At 67.3% G+C, this 13,994-nt stretch carries 13 protein-coding genes and 1 rRNA gene; all 14 read left to right on the forward strand.

Features of this window, described 5'->3' with window-relative positions; translation table 11 throughout:
- Window positions 1-98 (forward strand): 5S ribosomal RNA (gene rrf, locus ACYQ1Z_RS18810); the annotation flags it as partial.
- Between the two features lie 651 nt (window positions 99-749).
- Entirely contained in the window at window positions 750-2,402 is a 1,653-nt protein-coding gene (locus ACYQ1Z_RS18815) for a tetratricopeptide repeat protein (protein ID WP_459794069.1), read from the forward strand.
- A 3-nt stretch (window positions 2,403-2,405) separates the two neighbouring features.
- A complete protein-coding gene (locus tag ACYQ1Z_RS18820; RefSeq protein ID WP_459794070.1) occupies window positions 2,406-3,395 on the forward strand; it encodes an HAD-IIA family hydrolase in 990 nt (329 codons plus the stop codon).
- A gap of 9 nt (window positions 3,396-3,404) precedes the next feature.
- Window positions 3,405-3,668, forward strand: a complete 264-nt coding sequence (locus ACYQ1Z_RS18825) for a hypothetical protein (protein WP_459794071.1) — start codon at window positions 3,405-3,407, stop codon at window positions 3,666-3,668.
- On the forward strand, window positions 3,668-4,483 hold the full coding sequence (locus ACYQ1Z_RS18830; protein WP_459794072.1) for a TlyA family RNA methyltransferase: 816 nt from the start codon (window positions 3,668-3,670) through the stop codon (window positions 4,481-4,483). Before ACYQ1Z_RS18825 ends, ACYQ1Z_RS18830 begins: the two co-directional genes overlap by 1 nt.
- Window positions 4,484-4,496: 13 nt before the next feature.
- Complete coding sequence (locus tag ACYQ1Z_RS18835; protein ID WP_459794073.1) at window positions 4,497-5,543, forward strand: NAD kinase; 1,047 nt, start codon at window positions 4,497-4,499, stop codon at window positions 5,541-5,543.
- Between the two features lie 4 nt (window positions 5,544-5,547).
- Window positions 5,548-7,287 carry a DNA repair protein RecN gene (gene recN / locus ACYQ1Z_RS18840; RefSeq protein WP_459794074.1) on the forward strand — a complete coding sequence of 580 codons (1,740 nt, stop codon included), beginning with the start codon at window positions 5,548-5,550 and terminating at the stop codon, window positions 7,285-7,287.
- Window positions 7,288-7,420: 133 nt separating this feature from the next.
- A complete protein-coding gene (locus ACYQ1Z_RS18845; RefSeq protein ID WP_459794075.1) occupies window positions 7,421-9,217 on the forward strand; it encodes a CTP synthase in 1,797 nt (598 codons plus the stop codon).
- Window positions 9,218-9,240: 23 nt separating this feature from the next.
- The gene (locus ACYQ1Z_RS18850) at window positions 9,241-9,900 is read left to right on the forward strand and encodes an NUDIX domain-containing protein (protein WP_459794076.1); all 660 of its coding nucleotides are present in this window, start codon (window positions 9,241-9,243) and stop codon (window positions 9,898-9,900) included.
- A complete protein-coding gene (xerD, locus tag ACYQ1Z_RS18855; RefSeq protein ID WP_459794077.1) occupies window positions 9,900-10,886 on the forward strand; it encodes a site-specific tyrosine recombinase XerD in 987 nt (328 codons plus the stop codon). The genes ACYQ1Z_RS18850 and xerD overlap by 1 nt, the downstream gene beginning before the upstream one ends.
- Window positions 10,887-10,981: 95 nt before the next feature.
- Window positions 10,982-11,533, forward strand: coding sequence for an RNA polymerase sigma factor (locus tag ACYQ1Z_RS18860; protein WP_459794078.1), 552 nt, complete (start codon window positions 10,982-10,984; stop codon window positions 11,531-11,533).
- 91 nt (window positions 11,534-11,624) lie between these two features.
- A complete protein-coding gene (locus ACYQ1Z_RS18865) occupies window positions 11,625-12,491 on the forward strand; it encodes a hypothetical protein (protein WP_459794079.1) in 867 nt (288 codons plus the stop codon).
- Window positions 12,492-12,526: 35 nt separating this feature from the next.
- Window positions 12,527-13,000: an RNA polymerase sigma factor gene (locus tag ACYQ1Z_RS18870; RefSeq protein ID WP_459794080.1), complete on the forward strand. Its 474-nt coding sequence runs from the start codon at window positions 12,527-12,529 to the stop codon at window positions 12,998-13,000.
- The gene (locus tag ACYQ1Z_RS18875; RefSeq protein ID WP_459794081.1) at window positions 12,997-13,992 is read left to right on the forward strand and encodes a hypothetical protein; all 996 of its coding nucleotides are present in this window, start codon (window positions 12,997-12,999) and stop codon (window positions 13,990-13,992) included. The genes ACYQ1Z_RS18870 and ACYQ1Z_RS18875 overlap by 4 nt, the downstream gene beginning before the upstream one ends.
- The last annotated feature ends 2 nt before the right edge of the window (window positions 13,993-13,994 follow it).

A 13,994-nucleotide genomic window follows, 5' to 3' on the forward strand; every position in this document is an offset into this window, starting at 1 on the left:
GGGAAACGCCCGGTCCCATTCCGAACCCGGAAGCTAAGACCCACAGCGCCGATGGTACTGCACCCGGGAGGGTGTGGGAGAGTAGGACACCGCCGGACAAAACATCAGGTCGAGGCCCCAACCACCACTGGTTGGGGCCTCCCACATTTAACAACCAGATACGGCGGGAAATCCCAGGACGCCCCATCAGATACGGCCACCACAACCCGGACGCCCTATCAGATACGGCCGCCACAACCCGGACGCCCTATCAGATACGGCCGCCACAACCCGGACGCCCTATCAGATACGGCCGCCACAACCCGGACGCCCTATCAGCTACGGCCGCCACAACCAGGACGCCCTATCAGCTACGGCCGCCACAACCCGGACGCCCTATCAGATAAGGGGACCTGCCCCGTACCCCCGCTCATCACAGCTAAGCGCGCGGGATTGTCGGAAGGCATAACCGCACAAATGAGCCCGGGTCGGGGGTGAAGGCGCCGGAACTGATAGAGCATCCGGGGAAAGGCCGCCGGAACTGATAGAGCATCCGGGAAGAAGGCGCAGGAACTGATAGAGCGTGTGAACATTGCCACGATGGCTCCCCGCCGCGCCCACTCTGTACTGCCGCTTTGGGTGGCTCCCCTAGAATTGATGAAGATGTACGGACTTCGAAGCGCTTGATTTCGGGTTGCGTAGGAAACGAAACACGGATACGAGCGGCTGCAGTTGCGCCAGTGGTCGGCTCACAACAGGAGGAATCCATCATGGCCGAGTACAACGGCGGAAACCGCGGTAACGAACGGGGACCGTTCCGGCGAACCAACAACTCCGGCGGTGACCCGCGGGGTTTCCGCGCCCGCAACAGCAGGGACGGCAACGACTCCTCCGGGCGGCCGGCCGGCAACGAACGCAAGCAGTTTGGCGATCGTGACCGTAAACCGTTTGGTGACCGTCCGCGGCGTGACGGGGATGACCGCCGTGGTTTTGGTGGCGGCGAACGCAAGCAGTACGGGGACCGCGACAACCGGTCGTTCGGTGACCGTCCCCGCCGCGAAGATGGCGACCGCCGCGGTTTCGGTGATGGCGACCGCCGTGGTTTCGGTGGCGGCGAGCGGAAGCAGTTTGGCGATCGTGACCGCAAGCCCTTCGGTGATCGTGAGCGCAAGCCGTTTGGTGACCGGGATCGTAAGCCGTTTGGTGACCGGCCCCGGCGCGAAGACGGGGACCGCCGCAGCTACGGCGACCGTGACAACCGGAAGCCGTTTGGTGACCGCCAGGAACGAGCCCCCCGCAGTTTTGACCGCGACACACCCCGTGGCGGCGCGCCCCGCGGCGGGTTCCGCGGAGGCGACTCCGGCCCGCGTTCCTTCAGCCGGGACCGCCAGGAGGACCGGCCCGCCCGCACGCACAATGCTGCGGACATCCGCAGCGCCAACCGTCCGGACCGCGAACGCTCACCCGAGATTGATGAAGACGTCACGGGCAAAGAGCTTGACCGCGCGACGCAGCACCAGATTAAGACCCTTGAATCAAAGAGTGCAGAATGGGTTGCCCGCCACCTGGTGATGGCCGGCCGGCTGATCGATGAAGAGCCTGAACTTGCCTTCCAGCACGCCCTGGCAGCCAGCCGCCGAGGCGGCCGCCTCGCTGCCGTCCGCGAAGCCGTAGGACTCACCGCCTACGCTGCCGGCCATTACGGCGAGGCGCTGCGGGAGTTCCGCACCTACCGCCGGATCAGCGGGTCCAACGTACACCTGCCTGTCATGGCAGACTGCGAGCGGGGACTCGGCAGGCCTGACCGCGCCCTCGATGTGGCCCGTTCCGAGGAAGCCCAGGACCTGGATGCCCCTGGCAAGGTCGAACTGGCTATTGTGGCCGCCGGCGCAAGGACTGACCTTGGGCAGCTGGACGCTGCTGTCGCCGAGCTGGAAATCCCGCAGCTGGACATCAACCGCGCCTTCTCCTACAGCCCGCGGCTCTTCCGGGCGTACGCTGATGCGCTGGCAGCGGTAGGCCGCGACGACGAGGCAGTGAAGTGGCAGAAGCAGGCCGTGGTCGCCGAAAACGCCCTGGGCCAGGGCGTCGATGAGGAGCCGGACATCATCGACCTCGGCTGGGACGAGGAGGAAGAAGCGCGCGAGGAAGCCGAGCGCCGCCGCCTCCTGGACCGCGCTTCCGTGGCAACGGAAGCCGCAGCAGCCGCCACAACGGCGACGTCCGACGCCGGCACTTCCGCAGGTGCCCGCGGCACCGCGGACGAGGCACAGGACGCTGGCATCGACGACCAGGAATCCGACTACTTCGAATCCGATGACGCAGAGTCGGACGAGGACTCCGTGGAGCACGACGAACTGGACACCCAGGACGAGGCTGCCGGTCAGGACCAGTCCGCCGGCCAGGATAACCGGGAAGACTGATCCATGGCGGAAGTTTCCCTGATCTCGCTGTTTGATGCCCTTTTGGCAGACCTGGACGGGGTGGTCTACGCCGGTCCGCATGCCATCCCAGGCGCTGTGGACTCGTTACGGCAGCTGTCCGGGCTGGGTGTGGGACTCGGCTATGTCACCAATAACGCCTCCCGCTCCCCGGCACAGGTTGCCGCGCACTTGCGCGAACTCGGTGCGCCCGCTGATGACGACCAGGTGGTCAGCTCGTCCCAGGCGGCGGCGGAGCTGCTCGCTTCGCGGCTGGCTCCCGGCTCCCGGGTCCTCATCACCGGCAGCCCGGCGCTGGCCGCGGAAATCGAGCTGGTGGGCCTCGTGCCCGTGCACAGCCAGGACGAGGAACCGGTGGCAGTGGTCCAGGGTTTCAACCCGGAGATCGGCTGGAAGCACCTTGCCGAGGCCGCGTACGTGGTTTCGGCCGGTGCGCTGTGGGTGGCCACCAACACTGACATGTCCATTCCGCAGGCCCGGGGGATCGCCCCCGGCAACGGAACCCTGGTGGGTGCCGTGACCGCGGCGACCGGCAAAACGCCCCTCGTGGCAGGAAAACCGGAAGCGCCGCTGTTCCACTCCGCAGCCAAGCGCCTTGGCGCCGAGCGCCCGCTCGTGGTGGGCGACCGGCTGGACACGGACATCCTGGGCGGCAACAATGCCGGCTTTGCCACCGTGGCCGTGCTGACCGGCGTCGACACCCGCGAAACGATCCTCGCGGCACGCGCGGCGGAACGGCCGGACTACATCATCGGTTCGCTTACGGACCTGCACCGCCCGTACCCGGACGTCACGCACGACGACGGCACCTACACGTGCGGCAACGCCACCGCCCGCGTGGCGAACGGAGCCGTGGGCATCATCGGCAGCAAGGACAACCTTGACGCGTGGCGCGCCGCGTGTGCCGCGTGGTGGGCAGCGACACCCGGGGCGTCCGCGCCGCAGGCGCCGAAACTGGCCTGGCTGGATCACTAGACTGAAGGGATGACTGAGCTGACCGGATCCCCAGAAGCAGCCCAGCCGTCCCCGGACTGGCCCCGGCTGGACTCAGCGGCAATCAACGATCCCATTGTGTCGCAGGCACTTGACCGGCTGGAGGCGTTGCCGCAGGCACCCGTCGCAGAGCATGAGGCCGCCTACGGGCTACTCCACGATGAACTGCTGGAGGCCCTCAACGCCGAACCGGCGAACGCCGGGCCAGAGACCGCTCCACCGGGGGAAAACGCAACCACGGAGGGCAGGGCCTGATGCCCGTCCGGCTCGACCAGGCCCTGGTAGCACGGGGGCTTGCCAGGTCCCGCACGCACGCCGCAGAACTCATCGCCGAAGGCAAGGTCAGCTCGGACGGCAAGATCCTTGCCAAAGCGTCGCTGCAGGTCACCGAGGACACGGACCTGGCCGTCGCACACGACGAACAGGACACCTACGCCAGCCGTGCCGGCCACAAGCTGGCCGGCGCCCTGGACGCCTTCCCCGAGGTGTCGGCGCAGGGCAAGCGCTGCCTCGACGCCGGCGCCTCCACAGGCGGCTTCACCGACGTCCTGCTGCGGCGCGGCGCCGCGCACGTGGTGGCGGTCGACGTCGGGCACGGCCAGCTGGTGCCGCACCTGCGAAGCGATCCCCGCGTCGCCGTCCACGAAGGCATGAATGTCCGCTACATGGGTCCGGAAGACATCGGCGGCACTGCCGCGCTCACCGTGGCCGACCTGTCCTTCATCTCCCTGACCCTGGTGGTGCAGCCGCTGGCCGCATGCACGGACCCGGGCGGCGACCTGGTGCTGATGGTGAAGCCACAGTTTGAAATCGGCAAGGACCGGCTTGGACGCACAGGCGTCGTCTCGTCCGAGCGGGAGCGCCGGCTGGCGGTGGAAAAGGTCGCGCGGGCAGCGCTCGACGCCGGCCTGGACCTTCGTGGCCTGGCGGTCAGTCCATTGCCGGGCCAGGACGGAAACGTCGAATACTTCCTGTGGATAAAACGCAGGATCAGTGAAGACTTGCCTAAGATCGAAGAGCGGGAGGCAGCAGCAGCTGCCCTGCTTGGACGTATCTGGCCGAACCACTAGAGAGCGGAACCTGATGAGCAGGCGTGTACTGGTCCTCGCCCACACCGGCCGCGAGGAATCACTCAAGGCCGCCTGGGAGGCCTGTGCCCTCCTGCATGCGTCGGGCATCGTCCCGGTGATGCAGGAGTCCGAACTGGGGGACATGGAACGGTTCTTCGGCCACCTTGCCCACCCCGTGGAGGTGCTCCACGACCATGTCCAGCTCCCGGACGTGGAACTGGTCATGGTCCTCGGCGGAGACGGCACCATCCTGCGTGCCGCTGAACTGGTCCGCGAAGTGGACGTGCCGCTGCTGGGCGTCAACCTGGGCCACGTGGGCTTCCTCGCCGAAAGCGAGCGGGCGGACCTGGCCCAGACCGTCGACTGGATCGCCAGCCGCGAGTACACGGTGGAAGAACGCATGACCATCGACGTCCAGGTCTGGGTCCGCGGCCAAAAGATCTGGCACACCTGGGCCCTCAATGAGGCCGCGATCGAGAAGGCCAACCGGGAGCGGATGCTCGAGGTGGTCACCGAAGTGGACGAGCGACCGCTCACGTCGTTCGGCTCCGACGGGATCGTCCTGGCAACCCCCACCGGTTCCACCGCTTACGCCTTCTCCGCCGGCGGGCCGGTTGTCTGGCCCGAGGTCGAGGCGCTGGTCATCGTACCCATCAGCGCGCACGCTCTCTTCGCCAAGCCCCTTGTCGTGTCGCCGCGCTCGAAGCTTGCCGTGGAGGTCCTTGGACGCACCGACGCCCAAGGTGTGCTTTGGTGCGATGGCAGGCGTTCAGTGGACCTTCCCCCCGGTGCCCGTGTTGAGGTCACGAAGTCCGCCACCCCCGTCCGGCTCGCCAGGACGCACCAGACCCCGTTCTCCGCCCGGCTGGTCCGCAAATTCGAGCTGCCCATCCATGGCTGGCGGGGTCCGGTGCCCCGGGCCGAGGGCATCCACACGGGGCCCATTCCCGTCGTCCGGACGCCCCGGCCCATGCCGCCGCTCCAGGTTCCGCAGGCCTCCGCTCCGCAGGCGGATGAGGCAGCGCCGGACGCCGATACCGATCCGTCGACCCCTAAGTGAAGCGATGCTTGAAGAACTGAGAATCCGTGATCTCGGCGTCATCACCGACGCCACCCTGCCGCTGGGCCCCGGGCTGAGCGTGGTCACCGGTGAAACCGGTGCCGGCAAGACCATGGTGGTCACCGCCGTCGGCCTCCTGCTCGGCGCACGCTCCGACGCCGGTGCGGTGCGCAGCGGGGCGAAAAGCGCCACGGCCGAAGCAGTCCTGAAGCTCGACGCCGGCCACGCAGCGGTCGCCAGGGCCCTCGAGGCGGGTGCCGAAGCGGAAGAGTTCGACGGCGGCGCCGAGTTGATCCTGGCACGCCGCCTGGGTGCTGACGGCCGCAGCCGTGCGTTCCTCGGTGGCCGGGCCGCCCCCGTGGGCGTCCTCGCCGAAATCGGCGAAAGCCTGGTGGTGGTGCACGGCCAGACCGACCAGATCCGGCTCAAGGGGGCTGCCGCGCAGCGCGGCGCCCTGGACAAGTTCGCAGGCGACGCGCTGGCCAAAACGCTCGCCGCCTACCAGGACCTGTACAACCACTGGAAGGCAAGCCAGGCCGAGCTGGACACGCTGCGCAACGACGCCCGTGACCGGCTGCGCGAGGCTGAATCACTGCAGACGGCCCTGGCCGAAATCGACGAGGTGGATCCGCAGCCGGGGGAGGACGAGCAGCTGAAGGCGGAAGCCATCAAGCTGGCCAACGTCGAAGAACTCCGGATCGCCGCCACCACGGCCCATCAGGCGCTCATCGCCGAAGACTTTGGCGAGCAAGGCGATGCCACCACCTTGGTGGACGCTGCCAAGCGCACCCTGGAGCATGTGGCCGAGCATGACGCCGCACTGGGCTCTGCCGCCGCCCGGCTCGCCGAGGTTGGCTTCCTGCTCAACGACATCGCCACTGAACTCGCCAGCTACCAGGCCGGCCTGGATTCCGAAGGGCCCGAGCGGCTGGCGGAGATCGAGGACCGCCGGGCGTCCCTGGCCAAGCTGGTGCGCAAGTACGCCCCGACCATCGACGAGGTCCTGGAATGGGCCGAAAACGCGCGGGTCCGCTATGACGAACTCCAGGACGACTCGTCCCGGATCGAGTCATTGGACGCCGAAGTGGTCCGTGCCGGGGCGGAGCTGACCAAACAGGCCGCTGCCATCAGCAAGATCCGCACCAAGGCTGCCAAAGACCTGTCGGCACGCGTCAGCGCCGAACTGAAGGCCCTGGCCATGGCGGACGCCACCCTGGTGATCACCATCGACCCCGCGGGACAGTTGGGTCCGCACGGTGCGGACGAGATCAGCTTCCTGCTGCAGCCGCATTCCGGCGCCCCGGCCCGCCCGCTGGGAAAGGGCGCGTCCGGCGGTGAGCTTTCCCGCGTCATGCTGGCCATCGAAGTGGTCCTGGCGGCCGTTGACCCCGTACCCACCTTCGTCTTCGACGAGGTGGACGCAGGCGTGGGCGGGCGTGCCGCCGTCGAGATCGGCCGGCGGCTGGCCATGCTCGCCCGGCACGTCCAGGTCCTGGTCGTGACGCACCTGCCGCAGGTGGCAGCTTTCGCCGACCACCACATCACCGTGACCAAAACCTCGGTCAGGGGAGCCGACGGAGGCACCGCCACCGGGTTCACCTCCAGTGATGTGCGCCTCCTTGACGGGCCGGAACGGGTCCGCGAACTGGCCCGTATGCTGGCGGGCCAGGAGGATTCGGAATCGGCGCAGGCACATGCCCAGGAACTGCTGGACGACGCGAAACTCCTGCCGCAGCGGGCCTGACCGGGCCCGCCGGGTCCAGCCGGTGCCGCCGACCGGGGCCTGTGGTGTGCCCGGCCCTTGATCACGGGGCGGGTGTGCCCGCAGACTTGGACGTTTGGGGGACAGTTTCGAAGACCCGTGGAAGGCTCAATTGATGATAGGCTCGAACTCCGTGGTGCAGCGATCAAATTCCCGTGTAAATTCCCGGTTCCCGGGCTCGTCCAAGACCAAGCACATCTTCGTTACCGGTGGTGTGGCCTCCTCGCTCGGCAAGGGACTGACGGCCTCCAGCCTCGGTCATCTGCTGCGGGCACGCGGCCTGTCCGTAACCATGCAGAAGCTCGATCCCTACCTGAATGTGGATCCGGGCACGATGAACCCCTTCCAGCACGGCGAAGTCTTCGTCACGGATGACGGCGCGGAGACCGACCTCGACATCGGGCACTACGAACGCTTCCTCGACGAAAACCTCGAGGGTTCCGCGAACGTGACCACCGGCCAGGTCTACTCCACGGTCATCGCCAAGGAACGCCGCGGCGAGTACCTGGGGGACACGGTCCAGGTCATCCCGCACATCACCGATGAGATCAAGCGCCGCATGCGGCTGCCTGCCGAGGGCAAGAACGCCCCGGACGTCATCATCACCGAAATCGGCGGCACCGTCGGGGACATCGAATCCCAGCCGTTCCTCGAGTCCGCCCGCCAGGTCCGCCAGGACATTGGCCGGACCAACGTCTTCTTCCTCCACGTCTCCCTGGTCCCGTACATCGGACCGTCCCAGGAACTGAAGACCAAGCCCACGCAGCATTCGGTTGCCGCACTGCGTTCCATCGGCATCCAGCCCGAAGCGATTGTCATCCGCTCGGACCGCGAAGTGCCCGAGGCGATGCGCGAGAAGATCGGCCGCATGTGCGACGTCGATATCGACGCCGTCGTGAACGCCGCGGACGCCCCCAGCATTTACGACATCCCCAAGACGCTGCACACCCAGGGCCTGGACTCCTACATCGTGCGCGCCCTGGACCTTCCGTTCAAGGATGTGGACTGGACCAGCTGGGACAAGCTGCTCGAAGCCGTCCACAACCCCAAGCACCATGTCGAGATCGCCCTCGTCGGCAAGTACATCGACCTGCCGGATGCCTACCTGTCCGTGACCGAAGCCCTGCGCGCGGGCGGCTTCGCGAATGACACCAAGGTGAAAATCCGTTGGGTCCCATCGGATGAATGCGAAACCCGTGAAGGTGCCATCAAGGCTCTCGACGGCGTCAACGCCATCTGCGTTCCCGGCGGCTTCGGCATCCGGGGCCTTGAGGGCAAACTGGGCGCTCTGAAGTTCGCCCGCGAAACCAAGCTGCCGGTCCTGGGCCTGTGCCTTGGCCTGCAGTGCATGGTGATCGAGTACGCCCGTAACGTGGTCGGCCTGGAGGGTGCCTCCTCCAGCGAGTTCGAGCCGGACTCCAAGTACCCGGTGATCGCCACCATGGAAGAGCAGCTGGAATTCGTGGAAGGCCGCGGCGACCTCGGCGGCACCATGCGCCTTGGCCTCTACGAAGCCAAGCTCGACGAAGGCTCGGTCATTGCGAAGACCTACGGCAAGACCACGGTCAGCGAACGCCACCGCCACCGCTACGAGGTCAACAACAAGTACCGTGACCAGATCGCGGACAAGGGCCTCGTTTTCTCCGGCACGTCTCCGGACGGCAAACTGGTGGAGTTCGTCGAGCTGCCCGCCGACGTCCACCCGTACTACGTGGCCACACAGGCGCACCCCGAGCTGAGCTCGCGCCCCACCCGCCCGCACCCGCTGTTCGCCGGACTGGTCAAAGCTGCACTCGACCACCAGGGCAATGGCGGCCAGGGCGTGGACACCCGGGGCGGTGCCGACACGGCGCAGGCCGGGGCTGTCGACGCCTCCGACGCACAGCCGTCCGGTACGGTAGCCGCTAAGTAGAACAACGACAAAAGGACGGCGCGATGCCCGGTACCCCTGAAGCCACCCATGTAGTCCAGGTTTCGGATGTACCGAGCCCGCGCCGTCTTTTGTCTACCGAGAAGGTCTACGAAGGCCGGATCTGGGATGTCGTCAGCGACACCTTCCAGCTGCAGGAAACCGGGGAAGCACTGACCCGCGACTACATCGACCACCCCGGCGCGGTGGCCGTCCTGCCTATGAACGACGACGGCGAGATCCTGCTCCTGAAGCAGTACCGCCATCCCGTGGGCATGGACCTCTGGGAGATTCCGGCCGGGCTGCTGGATGTGGAGGGCGAGGACTTCGTGGTGGGCGCCGCCCGCGAACTCGCCGAGGAGGCGGACCTCGCCGCCGATACCTGGAACGTCCTGGCCGATGTCTTCAACTCGCCAGGGTCCTCCAGCGAAGCAATCCGCATCTACCTTGCCCGCGGTCTCACTGAGGTACCGCACCACGAGCGGCACGAGCGGACCGAGGAGGAAGCGGAGATCGAGTTCCACTGGATCGGCCTTGACGACGCCGTGGCCTCGGTCCTCGCGGGCAGGCTCCACAATCCGTCCGCCGTCGTCGGCATCCTTGCCGCTGCTGCCGCACGGGCCGAGGGCTACGCCGGCCTGCGCCCCGCCGACGCGCCCTGGCCGGCGCACCCCAGCCAGCGCTGATGACCCCTGGTCCCTCCGCAGGGCTGGTGCCGGCCGCACCCGTGTCTGCGCCGACGCCCATCGACCGGGCTATCACGGATTACCTCCAGCACATGGGCGTTGAACGGGGACTGGCAGCCAACACCCTGGCCGCCTACCGCCGGGACCTCGCCCGGTACGCCCGCTACGTCGAAGGTGCCGGCTGCAGCCGCCCGGAGGACATTACCCGCCAGCACGTGACGGCGTTCGTGCGTGCCCTGTCTGACGGATCCGACGGAGGGTCGGCGCTGGGTGTCCGGTCGGCAGCCCGGACAGTGGTGGCAGTGCGGGGACTGCACAAATTCTGGGCACTGGAAGGCCACACCCCTGCCGATCCGGCCAGTGAAGTCCACCCGCCCATGGCCGGCAAGAGGCTCCCCAAGGCCATCAGCGTGGACGAGGTCACCAGAATCCTTGAAGCAGCCGGGGCGGACACGGCCGCCGGGCTGCGCGACCGTGCCCTGCTGGAATTCCTCTACTCGACCGGGGCCAGGATCAGCGAGGCTGTCGGCCTGGACGTGGACGACATTTCCCTCGCGGAGGCAGAATCCGGTCCCGCGATCGTGCGGCTGTTCGGCAAGGGCTCCAAGGAACGGCTGGTGCCGCTGGGCTCGTACGGGGCCAGGGCTCTGGACGCCTACCTGGTGCGTGGCCGGCCCCTGCTGGCAGCCAAAGGCAAGGGGACTCCGGCGCTTTTCCTCAATGCCCGTGGAGGCCGGATCAGCCGCCAGAGCGCCTGGACCATCCTGAAGGCCGCGGCGGACAAGGCCAACATCACCAAGGACGTCTCGCCCCACACGCTGCGGCACTCGTTCGCCACCCACCTGCTGGAGGGCGGTGCCGACGTCCGGGTGGTCCAGGAACTCCTGGGCCATGCCTCGGTGACCACCACGCAGGTCTACACCCTCGTCACGGCGGACACCCTGCGCGAAGTTTATGCCGCGGCCCACCCGCGGGCGCTCGGGTAGAAAGAATATGTCCGGTTCTGTAAGTCCACCGCGGTTTACGGAAACATAATCAGTGCTGGGCATTTTCCGTGGTGTGGTGAACGGGGCTGGTCCCATTGCTGGTAGAGCGCGAGACGGAGTTTGAAGCTCTCTACAGAGCGCACTACCGCCGTGTCTACCACTACATCCTGCGGCGCATCGGTGACCCGGAGACCGCGCAGGAACTGACCGGCGACGTCTTCCGGATAGCCTGGGCGGACTTCGGGAGGAGACACCAGGAAAATCGTGACGGCGCGGCTCTGCCGTGGCTCTGCGCGGTGGCCCACAACCTCGTGGGCAACGAATACCGGGGCAGGCAACGCCGACAGAACCTGATGGCCAGGCTGCGTGAGTCAGCACTGCTGGCGGGCGCCGTTCGGGGAGAGGAGGCCGGGAGCTACGGCTCCGGCGGCGACCCCACGTCCGACCTCGTCATCGAGTCCCTTGGCCGGCTGCCGGAGCGCCACCGTGAAGTCCTTATCCTCGTCTACTGGGACAACTTCACCACGGCCGAGCTTGGCCGTTTCCTCGGCTGCTCCGACGGAGCGGCAAGTGTTCGCCTCCACCGGGCGAAAAAAGCGTTCGCGGCGGTTATGCCGTGGACCCCCGACGAAAGTGCAGGCACCTGACATGGACCGTCTGGACAAACTTCTCCGAGGCGCCAACCCAGTGCCGGAGGATGCGGAACCGCCACACCCCCCGCCTATGTATTTCAGGGAGATGCAGCGGCTTATCCCCGCGGAACCCGGGATCGCCGGGGCCTGGCAGGCATCGGCGCGCCCGTACCGGCCGCCCCACCGGAAACTGCAGCCCGCCGTTGCACTTTTGGCAGCAACCGTCCTGGCAGCCATGGGTGTCCTTGCTGCCTTGTTCTTCCTCCCGGTCCGGAACCCGGCGCCAATCACGCCGCCAACAGCGGAGCCATCCGCCAGTGATGATTGGCGGCTGGCCAGTTTCTCCCCAAACGCGGAAAGGTGGCCTGAAACCGTCCTGCATCTCCGCATTCCCCCCGGCTGGCGCTTCGATACCGCCCCCGGCGACCCGAGCCCGGGGGACCCGGACTACCCGGCCGCAAGTGGTTACCTCCACGTCAGCACAGAACCCGATGTCCTCCAGGCCTACCCATACGTGACGGCCATGCTCTACTACGGCCCCATCGGGCGCCGTTACGACCCCGGGGCCTGCCTCGGCCCGGCCGAGACTTACACAGAGCTGGACAGTCTTCCGGTGGCCATCCCGTTCGACGCGACCGCCGCCGGCACCGTGCCGCCGCGTTTCGTGTACCGGGTGGTTGACGTTGCGGGCGGCAGGCTCGCCCCCTCATTCGGCATTACCACCCGTGCCCCCGGCAGCAGCACGGACGCGTGTCATCAATACTTCCAAATCCGTGCCGAACGGCCCGGCTTCTACTTCATGTTCTCCAGCTATACGGGTCTCTCCGGCGACCCGCCAGGTTGGTTGAAGCCTTATCCGCTTCCGCTCGTCCCGGAATTTTCGACCGTGGAGGAAGCCCGCGCGTTTATGGATAAGCCGGAGTACCAGGTCATGAAACGGGTCTTCACGTCAATCACCATTACCGTCCCGTAAGCAGCCGTCCCTGCTACGACACCGGAGGTCCCACAATGAATCAGACTCCTGCCGACGACCAGGCGGAAACAGCCGCCGTTCTGCTGCGGATAGCCCAGGCGGTGGCCCGGCGGACCGGGGACGCCGGATACGCCCGAGCCCTCGCCCTCGACGTTTACCGGGCAGCAGCTCCGCCAGGCGGGGAATCGGAACCCGGGCTCGGCACCTTGCTCTCCATGGCCCTGCAGGCAGCAGGACGCTCCATCCGGGACATAGACAGGACGCTGGCGCGCGAGGCATCGGACGCCGGCGCCATCGCCTCGCTGCGGCCCTCCGACCGGGAAACCCTCCGTCTGGTCTACTGGGACCGGCTCAGCATGGCTGAGCTTGCCGAATGCCTCGGCTGCTCCATCGCACAGGCAGGCAGACGCCTCGACCGTGCCTATCGTCGGGCAGAACGCCGCCTCCGGGCGCTGGCCGACACGCCTGACGCCCCGGTCCCCGCCAGGATCCGGGTCACCAATGCATGACAGATACGCCAGATACCGACATGAACGTCACCGAACATCGGATCGAGGCCGCGGCTCCTGTCCTCAACCCTGAAAATCCGGGACTGACCGCAGCTGAGCTTCAGCGGCTGCTGATACCCGGCGATGGCCCCGACCAGTTGGCGCCCGGAAATGCTGCTGCCTACCACGCAGCCGAGGCCCGGCGCGGAAGCCGCTGGCGCCGCCGATCTCCCGGACTGGTGCTGCGGTTTGTCCTCTTCGCCGCGCTTGCCGCCGTCGGACTTCCGCAACTGTTGGATCAGCGCGGCGGGGAGGTACCCGGCACTGCGGCAGGCGTGGCTGCCGAGGGAACCGCGACCGCATGGCGGACTGCCGTGATCACCCGCCCCTGGTCGTCCGGGCCCCAGGTATCCGCAAGCTTCGAGCTGCCGGTGGACTGGCAGGTTTGGCGCCACCGGACCTCCAAGGAATTCCCCGGCCTGCACGCCAGCGTCCGGGACAGGCATGGGCTCACCGTCGCGATGCTCTATCTGGGGCCAGCACCCGCCGGAGCCTATGCCAGGACGTGTGTCAGCGGCCCGGCGGGCAGCCTTGAACTGGACCGGAAGTTGCTCACGACCGGAGCGGAGCAGCTGGACGCGCGCCTGAAGCACGCCTACAGCTACTCATTGGATCCCGGCGAAGAAACCAGGGGAACATTCGGGCTGGTGCCGGTCGGCCCCGATCACGCCCCCTGTGCGGTCGGTATGGCCGCTGTACCCGAGGGGCAGCTGCTCCTCCAGTTCGGAGACGCGCTTCGGGTTCCCCTGGACGGGCCGACACCGGTGCCCAGGAGCGGCTACGGAAGGACGTTCGCCGTGGACGACGACGCGCGCCGCTACCTCAGGTCAGCTGATTACAACGTGATCCGCCGCATGATCACGTCCCTGCAGGTGGTCGTTCCGCCGGACACATCCGCCCTGTGGGAGATTCCGGCACAGGGCAGCCGCCGCGCCATGGGCCTCACGGGCTAACC

The sequence above is a fragment of the Arthrobacter sp. AD-310 genome (genome assembly GCF_054656615.1).